The organism is Vallitalea longa (assembly GCF_027923465.1).
Lineage (GTDB): Bacteria > Bacillota > Clostridia > Lachnospirales > Vallitaleaceae > Vallitalea > Vallitalea longa.
Genome location: NZ_BRLB01000008.1, coordinates 23,993 through 44,876 on the forward strand (window position 1 = coordinate 23,993; position 20,884 = coordinate 44,876).

18 protein-coding genes are annotated in these 20,884 nt (G+C 28.8%); 1 reads left to right on the forward strand and 17 read right to left on the reverse strand.

Features of this window, described 5'->3' with window-relative positions; all coding sequences use genetic code 11:
• The 5 genes from QMG30_RS13355 to QMG30_RS13375 all read right to left on the reverse strand — a co-directional run bounded on the left by QMG30_RS13355 (window position 1) and on the right by QMG30_RS13375 (window position 4,745).
• The gene (locus QMG30_RS13355; protein ID WP_281816137.1) at window positions 1–300 is read right to left on the reverse strand and encodes an L-rhamnose mutarotase; all 300 of its coding nucleotides are present in this window, start codon (window positions 298–300) and stop codon (window positions 1–3) included.
• Between the two features lie 173 nt (window positions 301–473).
• Entirely contained in the window at window positions 474–1,787 is a 1,314-nt protein-coding gene (locus QMG30_RS13360) for an ABC transporter substrate-binding protein (protein ID WP_281816138.1), read from the reverse strand.
• Window positions 1,788–1,934: 147 nt separating this feature from the next.
• Window positions 1,935–2,765 (reverse strand): carbohydrate ABC transporter permease, encoded by an 831-nt coding sequence (locus QMG30_RS13365; protein ID WP_281816139.1) that lies wholly within the window; start codon window positions 2,763–2,765, stop codon window positions 1,935–1,937.
• A complete protein-coding gene (locus QMG30_RS13370; protein ID WP_281816140.1) occupies window positions 2,765–3,655 on the reverse strand; it encodes a carbohydrate ABC transporter permease in 891 nt (296 codons plus the stop codon). Before QMG30_RS13370 ends, QMG30_RS13365 begins: the two co-directional genes overlap by 1 nt.
• 1 nt (window position 3,656) lies before the next feature.
• Window positions 3,657–4,745 (reverse strand): uroporphyrinogen decarboxylase/cobalamine-independent methonine synthase family protein, encoded by a 1,089-nt coding sequence (locus QMG30_RS13375; protein WP_281816141.1) that lies wholly within the window; start codon window positions 4,743–4,745, stop codon window positions 3,657–3,659.
• 268 nt (window positions 4,746–5,013) lie between these two features.
• Here QMG30_RS13375 and QMG30_RS13380 point away from each other — a divergent pair, with 268 nt between their 5' ends.
• Window positions 5,014–5,889 carry an AraC family transcriptional regulator gene (locus QMG30_RS13380; RefSeq protein ID WP_281816142.1) on the forward strand — a complete coding sequence of 292 codons (876 nt, stop codon included), beginning with the start codon at window positions 5,014–5,016 and terminating at the stop codon, window positions 5,887–5,889.
• Between the two features lie 78 nt (window positions 5,890–5,967).
• On the opposite strand, the gene QMG30_RS13385 is transcribed toward QMG30_RS13380, so the two are convergent.
• The 12 genes from QMG30_RS13385 to QMG30_RS13440 form a co-directional block, all read right to left on the reverse strand.
• On the reverse strand, window positions 5,968–6,441 hold the full coding sequence (locus QMG30_RS13385; RefSeq protein ID WP_281816144.1) for a hypothetical protein: 474 nt from the start codon (window positions 6,439–6,441) through the stop codon (window positions 5,968–5,970).
• Window positions 6,442–6,454: 13 nt separating this feature from the next.
• On the reverse strand, window positions 6,455–7,303 hold the full coding sequence (locus tag QMG30_RS13390; RefSeq protein ID WP_281816147.1) for an AraC family transcriptional regulator: 849 nt from the start codon (window positions 7,301–7,303) through the stop codon (window positions 6,455–6,457).
• A 223-nt stretch (window positions 7,304–7,526) separates the two neighbouring features.
• Entirely contained in the window at window positions 7,527–8,102 is a 576-nt protein-coding gene (locus QMG30_RS13395; protein ID WP_281816149.1) for a hypothetical protein, read from the reverse strand.
• A gap of 33 nt (window positions 8,103–8,135) precedes the next feature.
• Window positions 8,136–9,029, reverse strand: coding sequence for a hypothetical protein (locus QMG30_RS13400; protein WP_281816151.1), 894 nt, complete (start codon window positions 9,027–9,029; stop codon window positions 8,136–8,138).
• Between the two features lie 126 nt (window positions 9,030–9,155).
• Complete coding sequence (locus tag QMG30_RS13405) at window positions 9,156–11,150, reverse strand: WD40/YVTN/BNR-like repeat-containing protein (protein ID WP_281816153.1); 1,995 nt, start codon at window positions 11,148–11,150, stop codon at window positions 9,156–9,158.
• Window positions 11,151–11,220: 70 nt separating this feature from the next.
• Window positions 11,221–11,478, reverse strand: a complete 258-nt coding sequence (locus tag QMG30_RS13410) for a hypothetical protein (protein ID WP_281816155.1) — start codon at window positions 11,476–11,478, stop codon at window positions 11,221–11,223.
• Window positions 11,479–11,618: 140 nt separating this feature from the next.
• The gene (locus tag QMG30_RS13415; RefSeq protein ID WP_281816157.1) at window positions 11,619–12,779 is read right to left on the reverse strand and encodes an RCC1 domain-containing protein; all 1,161 of its coding nucleotides are present in this window, start codon (window positions 12,777–12,779) and stop codon (window positions 11,619–11,621) included.
• A gap of 19 nt (window positions 12,780–12,798) precedes the next feature.
• Window positions 12,799–14,562, reverse strand: coding sequence for an N-acetylglucosaminidase (locus QMG30_RS13420; protein ID WP_281816159.1), 1,764 nt, complete (start codon window positions 14,560–14,562; stop codon window positions 12,799–12,801).
• A gap of 266 nt (window positions 14,563–14,828) precedes the next feature.
• A complete protein-coding gene (locus tag QMG30_RS13425; RefSeq protein WP_281816161.1) occupies window positions 14,829–15,962 on the reverse strand; it encodes a DUF5050 domain-containing protein in 1,134 nt (377 codons plus the stop codon).
• Window positions 15,963–16,010: 48 nt separating this feature from the next.
• Window positions 16,011–17,708: a stalk domain-containing protein gene (locus QMG30_RS13430; protein ID WP_281816164.1), complete on the reverse strand. Its 1,698-nt coding sequence runs from the start codon at window positions 17,706–17,708 to the stop codon at window positions 16,011–16,013.
• 275 nt (window positions 17,709–17,983) lie between these two features.
• Window positions 17,984–19,117: a DUF5050 domain-containing protein gene (locus QMG30_RS13435; protein WP_281816166.1), complete on the reverse strand. Its 1,134-nt coding sequence runs from the start codon at window positions 19,115–19,117 to the stop codon at window positions 17,984–17,986.
• A gap of 34 nt (window positions 19,118–19,151) precedes the next feature.
• Window positions 19,152–20,849 carry a stalk domain-containing protein gene (locus tag QMG30_RS13440; protein WP_281816168.1) on the reverse strand — a complete coding sequence of 566 codons (1,698 nt, stop codon included), beginning with the start codon at window positions 20,847–20,849 and terminating at the stop codon, window positions 19,152–19,154.
• Window positions 20,850–20,884: the final 35 nt, after the last annotated feature.

Consider the following 20,884-nt stretch of genomic DNA (forward strand, 5'->3'; position numbering starts at 1 on the left):
CTACTCCCCAATCGGATAATGATATACCTCTACAGGCTCACATTTTTGTTCTTCTGCTATTGATAATGTTTTCATGTATTCTTGCCATCTTTTATCTGAATCAAGATTATTGGCATGTTCTAACCAAATTTCATCATACTCTAAGTATATATATACTTTATTTCTAAGCAAAAAACTAGAAATTTGTTTCATTCCATATCTTTTATAATCATCTAAAAGTTCTTTCCAAATATTTTCATGTGCATTAATATATTCACTAATACATTCCTTTTTAAGTGTACCAATTTTTAATTCTCTCATTACATTCAATCCTATTCTTATAATCTATATTTCATAACAAAGGGCCATTCCTAATAAAAGATTTCAAGGTTTATAGAAAGCATAACTTTCCTAATTCATAAAAAAGAGCTATCTAAATGTCTGCTATATCCTTAGATAACTCCTTTTATTTTTATTCTCTATCTAGAGCGAACTTATTTTCTAATAGACTTGGTAGATTCATCAAGTTTATTGATTAACTCATCTTCTGTTATTTGATCTGCACAGAATGCTTGTAGAGAAGGAGTATATTCCGCAATAAAACCTTCTGGTAAACGTGTCCAGTAATATTGTGTTGTCTTTCCTGCCTTGATATATTCATCAGCAGCTACTGAAATATTACCTAACTCTGCAACATCATATTCAACACCTTTGAATGGTGGCATGAATTTAAAATTTTCAACTAATGATTTTACAGCTTCTTCATTAGTCGCCATATAAGTTAAGAAATCTTTTATTTCTTTTATATATTTAGAATCTTTATTGACTACCCAATAACCTGATACTCCTGTAGGAAGTACATCTACATCATCTTTATTATTTGTCAGATAACCGAACATACCAAGATTCATGTCAGGATTCAATTGGTCCAGACTAGGCTGTATCCATACACCCTGTGATATTATTGCTGCCCTACCAGCTGCAAAATCAGCAATACTAGTATTATAATCTTCTGCTATTGAATTAGGAAGACCATAATCAACTGTTAATTTTAATAATTTTGCCATCTCTTTAGATGCCTTTTGGTCTGCAAATGTTTCAGAAATACCTACTCTATTAGCAAATTCTATACCGTCCATATCCACTTTACTTAACAATGCTCCATTAAGAAAATGTTGACCTAAAACCCAACCTTCTTTATAACCATTTACAAAAGGCATGATACCAGCATCCATTAATTTTTTGCATGTTTCTTCTAATTCAGAATATGTTGTAGGAGAAGATTGAATTCCTGCTTGTTCGAATAGATCTTTATTGTAGATGAATCCATATGGTTCTATAACCATAGGTTGACCATAGATCTTCCCATCTTTAGTTATATCAGTTAAAGTACCATCAATACAATTTTCAATCCATGGTTCTGAAGCTAGATCTATAATATATTCCTCAAATATTTCTAAATCACAATATTTAGTCGCACAGAACATATCTGGAACCTCTTCAGAAGCGAACTTAGTCTTAAGAGTTGTAACATAATCACCACTACCACCTACAGTCTCTACTTCTATTTTGACATTTCCATCGTACTGTTCGCAGAATCTGTCAGCTAAATCTTGCATTTGATTTATAGTATCAACTTTGAATTGAAAAATCTTGATAGTTTTCACTTCATCAGATGTAGATTTACTTTTATCATCTTGAGATGACCCATTTTCATTGGTAGAATTTTTCTCACCTGAACACGCACACATACTTATTACTGTACATAAACAAAGTACCATAACGATTAGTTTTTTGATCTTTTTCATGTTTTCATTCTCCTTTTTTGTTGATCTTTCTAGTTTATGAATCATTGCTCTTTTTTGATTTTTTATTTTATCCAACTCAGTTACATAAAACCCTAACATAATAAATCACTTACTGCTTATCTTGATAAATCTATATTGCTAATATTACTAGCCTTTTACCGAACCAGCTGCTATTCCTGATACAATATATTTTTGTAGAAATATAAAAACTACTAACACTGGTAACAATGAAAGCATTATAGCCGCCATTGCCATATCCCATTGGGAACTGAACTGATCGAACAAATAGCTAATAGCAAGAGGTACAGTCCTATTTTCTTGCCCTGAAAGCATTATAGAAGGTAAAACATAATCATTCCAAAACCAAAGCACATCTAGTACAATAAGTGTAACTGTTGTTGGTTTTAAAAGCGGAAATATAATCTTGGAATATACCCCAAAAGTAGAACAACCATCTATTGTTGCCGCCTCTTCTATACTTCTGGGAATACTTTTGAGGAATCCATGATATAAAAATGTAGCAAAAGCAACACCAAATCCGAAGTAGCAGATAATCAACCCTAACTTAGTATTGTTAAGGTGCATAACACTCATCTGTTTCAGTAATGGCAACATAACCGCAGGAAAAGGAATCGTCATTGAGGCTACAAAAATGAAATATAATGTTTTATGAAATCTATTTTGTACCCTCTGTATACGATATGCAGCCATTGAACTTATAAAAACTAACCCAATTATGCTACCCACAGAAACAACTAAAGAGTTAAACATCGCAGGTAATAGATTTAACTTATTCCATGCATTCATATAATTTTGATAATGTAAAGATTTTGGTAGATTAAAAACATTACTAAATATTTCTTGATAACCTTTGAATGAACCTGTAAAAACTATGTAAAACGGTATTAAGAAAATAATCGCAAGAACAGATAATATTAAAATGTTAATTGTTTTTGATATAAGTCTATGAGTTTTCATTATAATTCAACCTCTTTTTTTGATGTTAGTTTTGTCTGGATAATGGAAACTAATGCAATGATAACAAAAAATACAATAGCCATTGTTGTACCAAAACCATAGTTATTTTTAGTAAAAGCTTCAGTATAAATATTAAGCGAGACAGAAAGCGTTGAATTAAAAGGTCCGCCTCCAGTAAGGGATTTATTTACATCAAACACGTTAAAGGACCAATTTATAGCAAGAAAGACTGCAACAGTTATAGACGGCATTATTAAAGGTAATTTGACATATCGTATCTTATGCCACCATGTCGCTCCATCCATATCAGCTGCCTCTAAAATATCCTTAGGTATTCCATTAAACCCTGCTATATAAATTATCATCAAATATCCAGAATATTTCCAAATGGCAAATATCAACATAGCAGCGAAACCTGTGCCTGCAGTACCAAGCCAAGGAAGATTAAATATGTCTATACCTGTTGCCTTCCCTATAATAGGAAAACCTTTAGTAAAAATGAACTGCCAAACGAATCCTAGAATGAAACCACTCATGGCATATGGTACAAAGAATATAGAACGATAGGTTGTAGATGTTTTTGATGACTTAGAAAGTACTAAAGCCAGAGCAAATGCCAAAGCATTACAACAAATAACAGAAGCAATTACATATTTGACAGTAAACCATAATGAATTTTTGAATTGTACATTCTTGAATAGATCAGCATAATTCTTGAATCCAATAAAATTGATTTTTGATGATATACCATTCCATTCAGTGAATGAATAAGCAAAACTCATGATAAACGGAATTACAATGACAATAGCGAAAACAATAATTGCAGGACCTAGAAAAATCAATTCATCCAAAAGATATTTTTGTTTCTTAGTTAATCGATTTCCTTTCATACTAAACCCTCCTATATTTGAAATTTTCTACAAAACGAACTATGTCATCCGCCTCCTGTGAGTCCTTAGCATCCATAACATTCAAAATTACACCTCTTGGTGATATCTCATTTAACAATGGTTCAATTTGATTCTTATTCACCAGTAGAACCAAACCTTTTTTTGCCTCCTGTATTTTCTTTAATTCCGGAATGAATTCCGTAATAGGTGGCTGTCCACTTACTTGTACCCATTGAATCATATTTATATTTTTAATTTCCAACAAAGAATCTAAATGTCTTAATTGTTCAATACCATCTAAGTGATAGATTGCATTATCTAACCATGCAGATGTTTTTTCTAACTCTGGAACAATAAATTCCTTAAAGTATTCATTGGACATCATTACCGAACTATCACATTGCAATTGCATATGTCTTCCTTTCGACCATGTACCCATCCAAGAATGTACTGAACCACCATCATTATTTCTACGTAACACATCAAAAATTTGGTCTCCAGTATTTATTAATACATCAACTATTTTATCAACTGCATTCTTGACATCTTTAGGTTTATCAATAAGATCCATCATCAACTCTACATTTCCACGAAGTTGAGATAGTGCATCAAAACTACCTGTATTATCAGGAAGTCCTACAAAGAATTTTCCCATTCCCTCCTTAGTTAGATACTCTAGAATCTTTAGTTCTTTTACTAAGAATTCATTATCTGGTCTCATCTTGAAATCAAATGTATCATAATCATTTATTACCGGATGAATCCATATTGTATCACGTGTATATTCAACTCCTTTTTCGTTACAGAGATACTTACCATGACCACCTGTACCGAAATATGTGAAAATACTTGGTACCGCATCACCAGCGTAATGTGTTTTTCTAAATTTTTCTAAATTTCTTTCTAATATCCAATCTGGATCTAAATACCATTTTTTTAACTCTTGTGGATTATCTGGCATTTTCTCTACATAAGGATTACTTGCATCCTTTGGTGCTTCTACACAAACACAACACCTATCCAATAACTCATTTTCCCACATTAGTTCTAGTCTTTTTTTAGTTTTTTCCCATCCTTTTAAAAATTCCATCTCATCTACACCTTCTGTAATTTTTTGTCTGTACGTATATAGTACTACATTTAATTTGTTTTGGCTTTGATTTATTTCATCAAAACTTTTCTTTTTTTCACATTTTTATTGTTTTTATAGATATTTTGTTAAGTTTTTTTGTTAATAATAACGTAAATTAGTATATTTCTGATTGAAATTAAGTAAATAATATGTTATTTTGTTGTTATAAAACCAAATATAATAGTAAAAAAACACTAATGCTTTTTACACATACTGGAGGGATCACATGAAGTACATTCATGATAAAATTTTCATGGGAAAGAACTTGGATTTTAACATATTTGACGGTTTAGGTTACACAACAGAAGAAAACGGATTAATGCACAATCATGATTGTCTAGAGTTAAATTACGTTGTTCACGGTGGAGGAATATATCATATTGGAAATAAAACTTATGAAATTGAAACTGGCGATTTATTTATAATAAACAATTGTGAGTATCATGCAGCAATAGATCCATATAACGCTCTAGTATTGAAAGTAATTGTATTTAATCCTGAAATAGTTTGGTCATACAATAATGTTCTTGATCAACAGTACCTAAAAACTTTTTTTGAATGCAAGGATAGTTTTAAACATCATATCAAACATAATGAACCAATGGTAGATACAATTAAAAGTCTATTCTATCAAATTCAGGAGGAATGGGAGAATCAAAAAGTAGGCTATAGATTAGTTATCAAAGCACTACTTTTGGAAATTCTTGCCATCTTATACCGAGCTTATGAATCTATAGATTCTTCTTCACAGCAAGTGATCAAATTCCAAAACAATTTTAATAAGATTGCAAAGGTTATCAATTATATTGATAATAATTTTCAGAATAAACTATCTCTTGATGAATTGGCTAAACTAGCTCACATGAATCCTAACTATTTTTCTACCTACTTCAAAAAAGTCATGAATGTTTCTGTTGTTTCTTATATTAAGAAAAAACGTTTAGAAAATGCCTGTCTTCTATTACGTACTACTAAAACCTGTATCTCCGATATTGCTACATCAGTTGGTTTTTCTAACATTTCTTATTTTAATAAAGCTTTTAGACAAAATATTCATTTTTCACCTTCTGAATACAGAGAAGAGATAGTAAAAACCAAGTAAACAGATTGTTTTACTTGGTCAATGATTTCAACAAATATACTATAATTCCTTTTTATAAAATAATTCCTTTAATAATATTTAAAAACAAGCTATCTCTTTTTCCAAAAATAATTTGATATATGAATTGGTTTCTTTATTCAATGTAGGTTGAAATGCCATATAGCGACATTTTTGATAATGCTCATTATCTAAATGAAAGTCATAACCCATAATGCATTTGGGATTACACGCATCAGGATCAATTAATCGTTTACACACTGAAGCCTTTTTTATATCTTTTTTTATATTATCCGGAAATGAATTTAGTAAATCTTCATATTCACATAAATGCTGTGGATATATACGCAACTTCACACCACTTTTTCTACATATGAAAGTTGCTAAAGTTCTCTTGTTCGTACCAAAAATATAAGAAACCGTATATCCTCTTTTAGCAAGCTTTATATTATGCTTACAACCTTTTTTTAGAAGAAAAGTATTTATTTCTATTACAAAATCTTTGTTTTGATCATCAATCGTTTCTAGAAAATCAGAAAATTTCAGATCTGACATTTTGTCTCCTCCTTCACTTCTTAACAACTGGTATCCACACTTCATATTTTGCATTTTCAGGATCAGCATCCAAATATACTTCAATATCTGGAGCATTAGCGTATTCATAACCTGATGTAGGTAGCCATTCTGTTACAATACGTTGTTCTAATTGTTGAATAGATCTATTAGTACCATTACCTGTAAAAATTGCCCACATAGACGCTGGTATATAATATTCTTCCAAAGCTTCATCAATTGGATTAGAACTTGAAACGGCTATAAAATATTTCCATTCTTCATTATCATTGCAAGCACTTACCCCCAATAATCCCATAGGCTGTTCGTTCATCATACCTACTAATTTAGGTATAGTACCATCCATAGCTGCTGTTTGCCACATCTGTGGTACTGTAATAAAATTTTTTTCAATTTCTCTTTGTAGAGGCTGAGATATACCAATAATACGAAAAGCTTCTTTTTCTTCAATTCTATAATTCAACTCTTCAACTCCTTTAATGGTTATTTTAAAACTGATAGGTGGATAAGATTTTATGGAGATACCACCCTTCTTAACTAATGATGGAGCGATTTCATGTACACTTTTAAATGCCCTATTAAATGCAGTAGGGGAAGAATAGCCATATTTCAATGCAATATCCACAATCTTATCATCGCTACCTTGTAAATCAACAGCAGCTAAAGACATACGCCTACGCCTTATATATTCAGACAGTGAGCTATTAGCCATATAAGAAAACATCCTTTGAAAATGATATGTAGAACAACATGCTATCTTGGCTACTTCATCGTAATCTATGTCTTCATTGATATGTTCCTCAATATAATTGATTGCATTGTTCAGACGTTCTATCCATTCCATATTAACTACCCCTTTAATCATTATTTTAATTCTTTTTTCATTTTATTTCCTCTCTTTTCATGCACTAAAAAGAGAGAGCATTATGTATTTATGAAAATAACAAATAAAATGATATATATAAATATAATTAATTATATTATTCTACCCATAAAAAATCAAAAAGCGGACAGTATCTCTACCATCCGTTTAATAATTCCAAGTACTAATTTAAGCATCATTTTTACTATAAATATAAATCTACTTTATTTTCATATTTTATTTCACCATTAAAATATTTCTTCATCAAGTTCATATTAGTAGCCCAAACAATCATTGAAATTATATTGGCACATCCACATATAATTATTAATGTAAATTGTGCTGACTCATTCATATTTATACTGTATGTTATAAGAAAAATGGAAATCAATTGGGTATAGAGATAAAATCTACGACCATTTTCTATACGTTGTTTTATTTCAGGATTGACTGCTAACTTAATTGTTGCTTCATAGATATAAAATACCAACACCAAGAATATCATTTGATCTATAATATTAATTGGTAATGACACTTCAATCTCTTGAATATCTTGATTAAAGTATAAAAAGAATAAAATTATATCTGTAATTATAATAATATCAGCAATCTTACTTCCTATGTTAAATTCCTTAATTTCTGTTGATTTATATAATCCCATCAAACTTCTTGTTATAAGAAAATATCCAACTATGTCAGGCATAATATCAAATGATTGTATATTTATATTGATAACTATAAATATAATCCCCATGACTATTTGTTTATAATGTTTTGCCATATATCTATACCCCCTTTTTAAATCTCTTATTATCTATCTATCATCTTTTAAATATTGACCAAGATCATTGATGAATTTCTCTGTAAAACAAGGTATATATCTCATATTTAATAAATTCTCGCTACCTTCTTCGCCATCTTTATTGGTAAATTCTAATGTATATCGCATTTCATATATATTAAATCGTCTCTCATCATCAGGACGAATATAACTTATTACTTCAATATGTTTTGTTGCCTTATGAGGTAATTTCAATTCCTTCATAGGATAATATGTTTTATTACCAATTTGAATAAGTTTTTCATCTTCTTCAATAGGAATTTCTGTGCTACTTATATTATAATTATCAATAAAATTCATATATACAAAATCTTTGGTACCATTATAAAATGCTGAAGTGATTTTATTTATTGTGATAGTCTTATCCAACTTATAATATTCCCATGATTCACCTGAACTTGAACTGCCACTTGATGTTGATTTTAGTGAATTATTTTTGGTTCTAGTTAATATTATTTCTCCCATGTCTACATTTTGTTTTAGACCATTATTATAATTTAATACTGCATTTTCCAGTATAATTTCATTTTCATCTAGATTTTGTAAATCACTATATAATATTTGCAAACGTAATTGATTGACTTTATAATATTTTGTACTGTATGTGTTTACATAATCCACATATGATTGTAAATCTTGTTTCGGGAAATACACTTCTATTAATTGACTTGTATCACTTCTATTAGTCACATAATAAAAATCCAAATAGATATCTTGATCTTTGCCTATCCCTTTTTCTATGTAATGTTCTAGAACTATAGGTTTGTCTAATTGCTGGGCTTTAAAATAGATTATATTACTTATCAAGCTGATTACTATTACAATACAACCTACAATCAGGACTTTTTTATATTTTTTTGATTTCATAATGTGTACCCCATCTTTATTTATTAGATTATAATTTTTATAAAGTTATCGTTTGTACTAGCTTAACATAACTATTCCTATTTGAGAACCTTACTAACAGAACTTATCATTTGATACAACTCCTAGTTAGAATTTAATACATTTATCTTTAGACAAAAGTACTTTCTCCTTCTTCTGAATGTATGCTGAAATCATAGGCTCTAAGAAATCATTTTTATATTGCGTCCATAATCCTGATATTTTATCATATACAACTATAAAATTATCATCTATCAAATATGTATACTCATCACCATTTAAATAAATACAACTTTCCAAGGTACTAATCCATTTGTGTAATTCCCAATTAAAACCGTCTTTAGACATTAAAACTCCTTTTTCTCCTATAATCAAAAATTGACTTCCAGTCCATATGGTATTGTTTATTGGATGTTCGCATAATATAGAATTTCCGATATCATCTAGAAGACTATCATGTTCTTCTATCACTTGTTGCCATCTTTTATAGTCATCAGAAATATATATATTGCCATCATAATGACCTAAATACATTTCTCCATTGAAAACCATTGCTTTTAGTTTGTTATCATCTATTGCTACTTCTTCAAAATTAATCAGATCATTTGAAATATAGTTATCGCTTGCTGTATCAGAGTAGAATATATAATCTTTACCATTAAACCAACTATCCCTAATGATATGTTCTGGTAATTCTTTAATTATCTCCCATGTCACACCATCTTCTGTCTTATACCATTTATCTTCTTTAGAAAAATAATACGCATTCACTAAACAGCTGGTATCATTTTTAGAATATACTCTTGAAGTAATATTATGATAAGCATCATCATTTATACGCGCCCAACTATTATTGGTATTTGATGAATATCCTAATCCTATAACATTATCATTAAAAACGGTTACCTCAAAAGATTCACCTTTTTTCTCTACCAAATTTATATCTTCAAGAGTACTTCCCTCGCAAATCAATCCATTTGATCCTACCATTATAATTTTATTACCTAGTTTACCAATGCTATTTATATAATAATATTTACTATCTATACTAGCATAATTCAAATCATTAAATATATTGCTTCCGTGTTTTTTCTCTTTTATTATTTGATAATCACCGTATTCATCATTCACTATTGAAGATACTATATAACTATCATTTATTTTTATAATATCTTTAAAAAAGTTACCTTCATACCCAAAATACAAATCATTTATTTCGATATCTTTATTCCATAATAGACCATCTGTTGATTTGTACATATAATACTCTTCTAACGGAGTTACACTGCAACCTATAAATTTATTATCTATAAGTTTTACTATATATAAGTTAGGTATTTTCTGTGTTTCTACTAAACTACTTTCATCAAATATTTTAACAGTATCTATACTATGTTGACTATCCTCATCCAAATCAGATTTTCCAAATGCATAAAGCATATTGTCCTTAAAAAAAATCTCATCTATTTCAAAATTAGATACATCTGAAAATCCTTTAAGATCTACAAGTTGTTCCCAATTCAACCCATCAATAGATCTATAAATTATGGATTCATCTGTCATTACATATATCATATTTTCATTATAACAAATCTTATTGATGCTATCATTCCAGTCAACAGTTTCCCAAGATGTGATATCATCTAGATTAGTATATAGAATTTTATTAATAGTTGTAATAAATATTTTGTTTTTAAAAAAAAATACATTTCTAAGTGTATCATTATTTTTAGTAGTTGTGGTATCCCATTTTTCACCATCATAACTATATTTTATTATACCTTGTTCTCCAACTGCTATTGCTAACTCATCATTAGTTGCTAATGAAAGTAAATCATAGTTAATAATCTGTTCTTTATATTTTATATTATTAGATTCAAAATATTTGTCATCAGTCTTATCAATAACTTCTTTCATTTGTAGAGTATCTACATCTTTTGTTTTCTCAGTTTCTTTTTTATTTTGTTCTTCGTCACTATTAGTAGTTTCATTATTTATTGATTCTTTTACTTCCAAAATATCTTTTTGAATTTCATCATGTGTTTTACTATTACATGCTGTTAACAAAAATATGAAAATGATAATTAATATTTTTTTATACATTTTATCCTCCTTGTATTTAAATATACATATATTATTTAACTACAACGTATATATTCTAGATTTATAAGAATTAAATACCTAAAGATTGAACTAAGTAAGGGTATAAGTCTAAAGATTCTAATTTAGAATTTCTTCTACTCCCATATAGTTTACGACCTTCTCTCAATTCAACATGTACATGGTTTCCAAAGTTTTGACTTGGGTGCTGATTCCCTTGATTTCCCTGTGAATTATAATCATTAAGTATACTATTACTTTTCTCAATTAAATTCTTGAATTTTCCTGTTGAATCTTTTAATGCCTTTAAATCTACTGTTAATGATCCCATGTATCTTATTCCTCCTTGAGTAAAAATCAAATTTATTTTCATTATACAAATCAAATAAAATTATTTCTACAAATCCTGACGAAGGACATGATTCATGGGATAAAATGCATTTTCCATATACCAAAACATTATTTTATGTATTAATTCAAGTTATCTTTTATTTCAATTTTAGTAGGTTCATATTTATCAATATTAGTATTATCCCCAAGTTGACCTTTATCATTTTTTCCCCATGTCCATACATCACCATTGCTATCAAGTGCTATGGAATGTCCATCTCCTCCCGAAACAGCAATGATATTTTCTAATCCTTCTATCTGACGAGGTGTAAAATAATCATTTTCAGCAAATCCATATCCTAACTCTCCATATTCATTATCTCCCCATGTCCAAACCTTTCCTTGATTATCAATAGCTAGATTATGAAAATCTCCTTTTGCTATTGATACAATATTATTTAGCCCTTCAACTTGTTGTACTTCATCTACATCTCCCCAATACCAAACTGTGCCATCCTCTTTTAACGCTAACATACTTGATGGTGAACCTGATATGGATTTGATTTCAGATATACCTATTACCTTTGAAGGTTCTGCTGCAAAATTATCTGTACATAAGTTAAGTTCTCTAAAATATCCCCAAGCATAAACATTTCCATCATTTTTTAAGGCTAAAGAATATAGTCCTCCAGTTACTACCTGTTTGAAATCATTTAATCCAGTAACCCCTTCTGGCATTTCTATATTCTCTCTACTTGTTCCTAATTGACCATACATATTATCACCCCAAGTCCATACTTCTCCATTATCCTTAAGAGCTATAACCGTATCCCCTTGTGAATCGATATCAATAATACTGTTTACTTTATCTAATTTAAATATTGTGTCTTTACTTTCAAAAGTTCCATCTCCCAATTGTCCACTGCCATTAGACCCTACTCCCCACACGTCACCATTAGCATCTATAGCCAATAAATGTGACCAACCTCCTGTTACTTTTACTACATTGGGTATTTTCTTTATTAGTGTAGGTGTTTTAATATCATCTTCTATACCTGGATTCTTTATACCGAGTTTATTATTACCCCAAAAAAATATTGAACCATCCTCTAATAAAGCAACCGAATAATCTTCCCCAGCTAATATTGAGATTACTTTATTTGATTGTTTCTCATCTATTACACCATTATCAGTAGCCGCAGTAGCATTACTTGCTTCTGGAACAATATCTTGTTTTTGTGTACATCCACTTAATATTATTGATATAGTCAATATACAAAGTAATATTTTATTAATTTTCATCATTGATTCCTCCATTCTTTTATCTATGTGTAGCTCTTGTTGGCTCAGATGATATTGCATCCTGCATATTATTATATACTGGAATCCTAAAAACGAATGGTGCATCTACATCTATCAGTCCCTTTGAAAAGTTATATGCTTTATTATACGCATCTTTTATATGAGTAGCGTATTGATGAGATATCTCACCTTCACTTTCATAATTCTCTACATTCCACTTCATTTTGTAAAGAGTATCTTGACCTTTAGCTACATATTTATTGAATATCCATTGTCCTCCACCTATTATAGCTTTATCTTGGCTATTCCATCCATAGGATTTAGCTTTTTTTGCGCCTCCAATTAATGCGTTTCCATCATTGGCTCCTATACCATACATGTTATACCATCCTTCGTATCCCTTAACTTTTCCACAGGCAAGAGTTGATTTTCCTCCCCCTGATTCTACCATGCATTTAGCTGCTAAAAATACGGCACTAGCATCTTTACCTCCTGCTTTTACAAATGCATCCCCTTTGGTAGATAAATTTCCTCCTAACACTTTGTTAACAGATTCTATATTCTGAGTATTTGGATCATATTTAGATGACAAAAATTGAAATACTTGTCTTTCATTAATAAAATTTCTTGGATCTATAAAATATGCAGTAGCTTTTCTGGATGCAGCAAAATATCCTTTATCATACTTCAATTTTGGATCTCTCCATTTATTATCGTAACCGTATTTGCTCTCTGGTGTACAAACAAGACCATGTTTTATCTCACTATCAATGAAACCATTAAAATCCACATCTATATTATCAGCATAAAATCTCCATTGAGGATGTATTTCATTCAAAGCGATTATTTGATCCTGATATGATTTGGGAAATTTTTTTAATTCTACTTCAAAGTCATACCCTTCCACATTCTTAATATTATCATCATCAATGATATTATCTATAATTTTCAATTTATCAGTATCTACCCAAGCTGTAGCATAGTCATCCCCAACTGGATATCTTATATGACTTCTATTACCTTGTTGTTCTAAAATTAATATATCATCTGTTTTCCATAGTTGCCCATGTTTTCCATTGTCTTTTATAACTTCTGTTGTTCTTGATACCCTTGCATGTGTATAGTCAATATTTACTGTTACACCACCTGTAGAATTAGGTGCCCATTTAACATTTGCACCTGCTTTTTCTGATACCTCTCTTACGCCAACTTGTATATGTCCATCTATAACTGTAAATGTCGTTCCATCACTTGCATGTCCTACTCCGTCTTTCATATTATTTAAATTATAGGTAGTTGTTTTTCCATTCAACGTCACTGTTGTTGTTCTTGTTTCTCCATCCCATGAAACTGTACCACCTAATCCATCAATAATATCTATCAAATATCCTGTAGTAATTCCATCAGCTACAGTAGTATTTCTTACCCTAACTTTTCCGACAGTCACTTCTGCAGGTTTTGCATAAGTATTATTTTCATCACTTTTTTTAGTAATATCTAAATTGGACATAATACTTTTCAATTGTATTTCAATCTCTGAATATGTGTTTATTGCATCATCAATTTTCATGTCATATGTAACTATATTTTTTGATATTAGTTTTAATTCTTTGCTGACTTCATTTAAATCATATCTAATATTATCTCTTTCAGCAATATCAAAGTCAATACAATTTTTCTGTGAATTAAAATCATTTAAGATAGTATTACTATTATCAATTAAACTTTTAAATTTTTCTGTTACATCTTCCAATGCATTTAAATCTACTGTTAATGAACCCATATATCTTTTTCCTCCTTGATAAAAAATAATAATTTTTATTTTTATTATATAAATTTAATAAAATTATTTCTACAAATCCTGACGAACGACATGATTTATGGGATGAAATGCATTTTTTTGTATTTATAAATTAAAAAAAGCGTGTTTGCAAAAAACACGCTAAAATATATATATTAAATTTCAATAAATTTTCTCTATTATTTAATAATATATAGATCAAATATATAGTATTGATACATTATCTGACAAACATTTTTATTAATATATTAAAAAAATATCTCTGTGTTTTCAGTTATTTCAAATGTTTTTAAATTCATTTTTTTATATGTAGCCGAATCTTGATCCGGATAATCTAAAATATACAAATAATCTCCTATCTCAATTATGTAATAAAAATGAATTCCTTTAATGCTTGTATCTATTATACCTGTTTTTTTATCTATCCGTGACATATCATTATCTGTATTATAATATATATAATTTCCTGCCTCTTTATAAAATAAATCCCACCTTCCGGTTATATATTGAGGACTACTCCCATCTAAATTAGCTTTACATAATCCATCTTCTTGAGTATAATATATAAAATTATCTGTTAAAATTGGTCTATTTGCATTATTAATAATTTTGGAATTTTCTGATCCATCAATATTTATACAATACAAACTATCCTCATCATCATCCCACAATTTATAATATATTTTATCTTCTTTTAATTTTATTACATTTACAAATTTATCTATTTTTATTTCTTGCACTATATCCCCATCTAATGTCGCTTTCAATATTTTACCTTCTTCATTAATATATATAATATTATTTTCAAAGATAACATACTCAAATTTTAACATATCATCAATGATAAGTTTTGATGTTCTATCTACTAAATTCATTTTAAAAAGATTTCCATTATCTATATAAAATAACAAATCATCTTTTAAAATAAAGGTTTTTACACATACCCTTACGTTAGCTATACTTTCTTTTTCCCCTGTTTTAAGTTCATACCTAATAATTGCTCCTTTACTTTTATCATCATATTGTAATTTCCCCTCATTATCTATATAATATCCAAAATTACAATAATATACGTAATCTTCATCAGTTACAAGTATATCTGGATTGTAATACTCCACTTCTTTAGATTTTATTTCTATAGGCTCTTCAATTTCACCTGTTTCTTCAATTTGTCTTGTTTCTTCAGCCTCTTCTAACTCCTGTTCTACTTCTTTATTAGCTTGAGATTTTTGATTAGTTTCTTTTTCTGTAACTTTCTGTTCATTTGCTTTATTTTGATTAATTAATGCAGCATCATTCTTTATTGTTTGTTTACAACCACATAAAATCAATATTATCGATAATATTAATATATATACTTTACCTATACCTAATTTTTTCATACTGTCTAATTTATCCTCCTTTACCACTTTGATTTATTTATAATTATATTAATGAACACCCTTTTTAATATAGTCTATTCCTTTTTCCCCTATGACCTTTTTATATCCATTTTCATTTAAATCCATAAAACTTCTATCAATGATAATTATCCCTTTAGCATCATCTGGTTTTTCTCCACAATTTACATAACCATCTTTATCGAATCCTATAATCTTAGCAATTTCATTATAACGTGCCCACTCTCCATTAATAGTACCCGGTCTAACTATTTGACAACCTGCTGAATTTGCCCAATTAGATGAACCATCAACTTCATCTCCTTCACAATCTGCACCTCTATGTCCCATATGAAAATGAATTCCAGTAGAAATACCATTATACCATTTATCTGCTTTATTATTATATCTAGTAACTTTTACATTATTCTTACCATCTGTTGATTTTATTTTTAGTGCTGGGTATTTAATTGATTTCGTAGAATGTGTTACATCTTCATACAAATAAATTCCATCAACTACTGTAGGCATATCTGTGCCACCATTCATAGATTTAGAACCTTTAGGATTATCTGGTAAAGTTGATGCCTCTGGAGTTATATAGGCTATCTTATCATCTTTAACTATAACTAATAATGCTCCATAACGATCCTTATACAATGAAGTATCATATTCACTTCCATAAATTTCATGTTCATTAATAGTAGTACCTTCAAAAAGATAAATCTGAGTATCATTTTTATGCTTTTTGATATAGTCATTATTATGATAGGTATTTTTAATTTTCATAATTGCTTTTTTTTGCTCATCAGTTAATGGTAAAATCTTACCATTAGCATAAGGTAACATAACTTTGTCTAAATCAGAAAACTCTATATCTTTATAAGTTGGTTTTTCAACCCTTACACCAATATTCAGCTTATCGTTATCTACCCATGCTGTTTCTTGATGATACTTGCCTGGATATCTTACATGACTTCTATTTCCTTTTTGTTCTAAGATAACTATATCATCGCCTTGCCATAATTCTCCATAATCACCGTTGTCCTTAGTGATTGGTGTCACCTTAGAAACACTTGCATAAGTATAATTAACATTTACTGTCACTCCACCCTTGGAATTAGGTGACCATTTTATATTTGCACCAGCTTTTTCAGCTACTTCTCTTACTCCAACATGTATATGTCCATCTTTTACTGTAAATGTTGTTCCATCACTTGCATGTCCTACTCCGTCTTTCATGTTTTTCAAATCATATACAATTGTTTTCCCATTCAATTTCACTGTTGTAGTTCTTGTTTTTCCATCCCATTCAGCTGTACCTCCTAATCCTTCAATAATATCCACAAGATATCCTGTTGTAACCCCATCAGTTACTTTTGAATCTCTAACTTTTACTTTCCCTACTGTTACATCGGCAGGTTTTGCATTATTATTAGTTGACTCTTTTCTATCAGAAGTATTTAATTCCAATATAAAACTTTTCAATTTCTCTTCAGTATCTGCATATGTATCTATTGCATCATTGATTTGTCTATCATATGTAATAAAAATTTCTGATATCGATTTCAATTTCTTGCTGACTTCATTTAAATCATATCTAATATTATCTCTTTCTGCAATATCAAAGTCAATACAATTTTTCTGTGAATTAAAATCATTTAAGATAGTATTACTATTATCAATTAAACTTTTAAACTTTTCTGTTACATCTTCCAATGCATTTAAATCTACTGTTAATGAACCCATATATCTTTTTCCTCCTTGATAAAAAATAATAATTTTTATTTTTATTATATAAATTTAATAAAATTATTTCTACAAATCCTGACGAACGACATGATTTATGGGATGAAATGCATTTTTTTCTATTTTATACTCTATAAATTAAAAAAAGCGTGTTTGCAAAAAACACGCTAAAATATATATATTAAATTTCAATAAAATTTTCTCTATTATTTAATAATATATAGATCAAATATATAGTATTGATACATTATCTGACAAACATTTTTATTAATATATTAAAAAAATATCTCTGTGTTTTCAGTTATTTCAAATGTTTTTAAATTCATTTTTTTATATGTAGCCGAATCTTGATCCGGATAATCTAAAATATACAAATAATCTCCTATCTCAATTATGTAATAAAAATGAATTCCTTTAATGCTTGTATCTATTATACCTGTTTTTTTATCTATCCGTGACATATCATTATCTGTATTATAATATATATAATTTCCTGCCTCTTTATAAAACAAATCCCACCTTCCGGTTATATATTGAGGACTACTCCCATCTAAATTAGCTTTACATAATCCATCTTCTTGAGTATAATATATAAAATTATCTGTTAAAATTGGTCTATTTGCATTATTAATAATTTTGGAATTTTCTGATCCATCAATATTTATACAATACAAACTATCCTCATCATCATCCCACAATTTATAATATATTTTATCTTCTTTTAATCTTATTAAATCTACAAATTTATCTATTTTTATTTCTTGCACTATATCCCCATCTAATGTCGCTTTCAATATTTTACCTTCTTCATTAATATATATAATATTATTCTCAAAGATACCATACTCAAAGTTCAACATATCATCAATAATAAGTTTTGATGTTCTATCTACTAAATTCATTTTAAAAAGATTTCCATCATCTACATAAAATAACAAATCATCTTTTAAAATAAACGTTTTTACAAATACCTTTGCATTAGCTATACTTTCTTTTTCCCCTGTTTTAAGTTCATACCTAATAATTGCTCCCTTACTTTTATCATCATATTGTAATTTCCCCTCATTATCTATATAATATCCAAAATTACAATAATATACGTAATCTTCATCAGTTACAAGTATATCTGGATTGTAATACTCCACTTCTTTAGATTCTATAGGCTCTTCAATTTCACCTATTTCTTCAATTTGTCTTGTTTCTTCAGGCTCTTCTACTTCTTTAACCTGTTCTACTTCTTTATTAGCTTTAGATTTTTTATTAGTTTCTTTTTCTGTAACTTTCTGTTCATTTGCTTGATTTTGATTAATTAATGCAGAATCATTCTTTATTGTTTGTTTACAGCTACATAAAATAAATATTATAGATAATATTAATACATATACTTTACCTATACCTAATTTTTTCATATTATCTCCTTTATCACTTTGATTTATTTATAATTTAATGAACACCTTTTTTAATATAATCTATTCCTTTTTCCCCTATAACCTCTTTATATCCATTTTCATTTAAATCCATAAAACTTCTATCAATAACAATTATCCCTTTAGCATCATCTGGTTTTTCTCCACGTTTTACATGACCATCTTTATCGAATCCTATAATCTTAGCAATTTCATTATATCGTGTCCACTCTCTATTAATAGTACCCGGTCTAACTATTTGACAACCTGCTGAATTTGCCCAATTAGATGAACCATCAATTTCTTTTTCTTTACAATCTGCACCTCTATGTCCCATATGAAAATGAATTCCCGTAGAAATACCATTATACCATTTATCTGCTTTATTATTATATCTAGCAACTTTTACATTATTCTTACCATCTGTTGATTTTATTTTTAATGCTGGGTATTTAATTGATTTCGTAGAATGTATTACATCTTCATACAAATAAATTCCATCAACTACTGTAGGCATATCTGTACCACCATTCATAGATTTAGGTCCTTTAGGATTATCTGGTAAGGTTGATGCTTCTGGAGTTATATAGGCTATCTTATCATCCTTAACTATAACTAATAATGCTCCATATCGATCCTCATACAATGAAGTATGCTTTGTATTACCATAAATAGCTTTTTTATTAATAGTAGTACCTTCAAAAAGATAAATCTGAGTATCATTTTTATGCTTTTTGATATAGTCATTATTATGATAGGTATTTTTAATTTTCATAATTGCTTGTTTTTGCTCATCAGTTAATGGTAAAACCTTACCATTAGCATAAGGTAACATAACTTTGTCTAAATCAGAAAACTCTATATCTTTATAAGTTGGTTTTTCAACCCTTACACCAATATTCAGCTTATCGTTATCTACCCATGCTGTTTCTTGATGATACTTGCCTGGATATCTTATATGACTTCTATTTCCTTCTTGCTCTAAGATAACTATATCATCGCCTACCCATAATTCTCCATAATCACCGTTGTCCTTAGTAATTGGTGTCACCTTAGAAACACTTGCATAAGTATAATTAATATCTACTGTCACTCCACCCTTGGAATTAGGTGACCATTTTATATTAGCACCAGATTTTTCAGATACTTCTCTTACTCCAACATGTATATGTCCATCTTTTACTGTAAATGTTGTTCCATCACTTGCATGTCCTACTCCGTCTTTCATGTTTTTCAAATCATATACAATTGTTTTCCCATTCAATTTCACTGTTGTAGTTCTTGTTTTTCCATCCCATTCAGCTGTACCTCCTAATCCTTCAATAATATCCACAAGATATCCTGTTGTAACCCCATCAGTTACTTTTGAATCTCTAACTTTTACTTTCCCTACTGTTACATCGGCAGGTTTTGCATTATTATTAGTTGACTCTTTTCTATCAGAAGTATTTAATTCCAATATAAAACTTTTCAATTTCTCTTCAGTATCTGCATATGTATCTATTGCATCATTGATTTGTCTATCATATGTAATAAAAATTTCTGATATCGATTTCAATTTCTTGCTGACTTCATTTAAATCATATCTAATATTATCTCTTTCTGCAATATCAAAATCAATACAATTTTTCTGTGAATTAAAATCATTTAAGATGATATTGCTTCTTTCAATTAAATCTTTAAACTTTTCTGTTACATCTCCTAATGCATTTAAATCTACTGTTAATGAACCCATATATCTGTTTCCTCCTTAATAAAAAATAATAAATT

What these genes read in the sequence shown, in the direction of transcription:
- QMG30_RS13355 (WP_281816137.1), bottom strand. Translation starts at nt 300, where the DNA reads ATGAGAGAATTAAAAATTGGTACACTTAAAAAGGAATGTATTAGTGAA.
- QMG30_RS13360 (WP_281816138.1), bottom strand. Translation starts at nt 1,787, where the DNA reads ATGAAAAAGATCAAAAAACTAATCGTTATGGTACTTTGTTTATGTACA.
- QMG30_RS13365 (WP_281816139.1), bottom strand. Translation starts at nt 2,765, where the DNA reads ATGAAAACTCATAGACTTATATCAAAAACAATTAACATTTTAATATTA.
- QMG30_RS13370 (WP_281816140.1), bottom strand. Translation starts at nt 3,655, where the DNA reads ATGAAAGGAAATCGATTAACTAAGAAACAAAAATATCTTTTGGATGAA.
- QMG30_RS13375 (WP_281816141.1), bottom strand. Translation starts at nt 4,745, where the DNA reads ATGGAATTTTTAAAAGGATGGGAAAAAACTAAAAAAAGACTAGAACTA.
- QMG30_RS13380 (WP_281816142.1), top strand. Translation starts at nt 5,014, where the DNA reads ATGAAGTACATTCATGATAAAATTTTCATGGGAAAGAACTTGGATTTT.
- QMG30_RS13385 (WP_281816144.1), bottom strand. Translation starts at nt 6,441, where the DNA reads ATGTCAGATCTGAAATTTTCTGATTTTCTAGAAACGATTGATGATCAA.
- QMG30_RS13390 (WP_281816147.1), bottom strand. Translation starts at nt 7,303, where the DNA reads ATGGAATGGATAGAACGTCTGAACAATGCAATCAATTATATTGAGGAA.
- QMG30_RS13395 (WP_281816149.1), bottom strand. Translation starts at nt 8,102, where the DNA reads ATGGCAAAACATTATAAACAAATAGTCATGGGGATTATATTTATAGTT.
- QMG30_RS13400 (WP_281816151.1), bottom strand. Translation starts at nt 9,029, where the DNA reads ATGAAATCAAAAAAATATAAAAAAGTCCTGATTGTAGGTTGTATTGTA.
- QMG30_RS13405 (WP_281816153.1), bottom strand. Translation starts at nt 11,150, where the DNA reads ATGTATAAAAAAATATTAATTATCATTTTCATATTTTTGTTAACAGCA.
- QMG30_RS13410 (WP_281816155.1), bottom strand. Translation starts at nt 11,478, where the DNA reads ATGGGATCATTAACAGTAGATTTAAAGGCATTAAAAGATTCAACAGGA.
- QMG30_RS13415 (WP_281816157.1), bottom strand. Translation starts at nt 12,779, where the DNA reads ATGAAAATTAATAAAATATTACTTTGTATATTGACTATATCAATAATA.
- QMG30_RS13420 (WP_281816159.1), bottom strand. Translation starts at nt 14,562, where the DNA reads ATGGGTTCATTAACAGTAGATTTAAATGCATTGGAAGATGTAACAGAA.
- QMG30_RS13425 (WP_281816161.1), bottom strand. Translation starts at nt 15,962, where the DNA reads ATGAAAAAATTAGGTATAGGTAAAGTATATATATTAATATTATCGATA.
- QMG30_RS13430 (WP_281816164.1), bottom strand. Translation starts at nt 17,708, where the DNA reads ATGGGTTCATTAACAGTAGATTTAAATGCATTGGAAGATGTAACAGAA.
- QMG30_RS13435 (WP_281816166.1), bottom strand. Translation starts at nt 19,117, where the DNA reads ATGAAAAAATTAGGTATAGGTAAAGTATATGTATTAATATTATCTATA.
- QMG30_RS13440 (WP_281816168.1), bottom strand. Translation starts at nt 20,849, where the DNA reads ATGGGTTCATTAACAGTAGATTTAAATGCATTAGGAGATGTAACAGAA.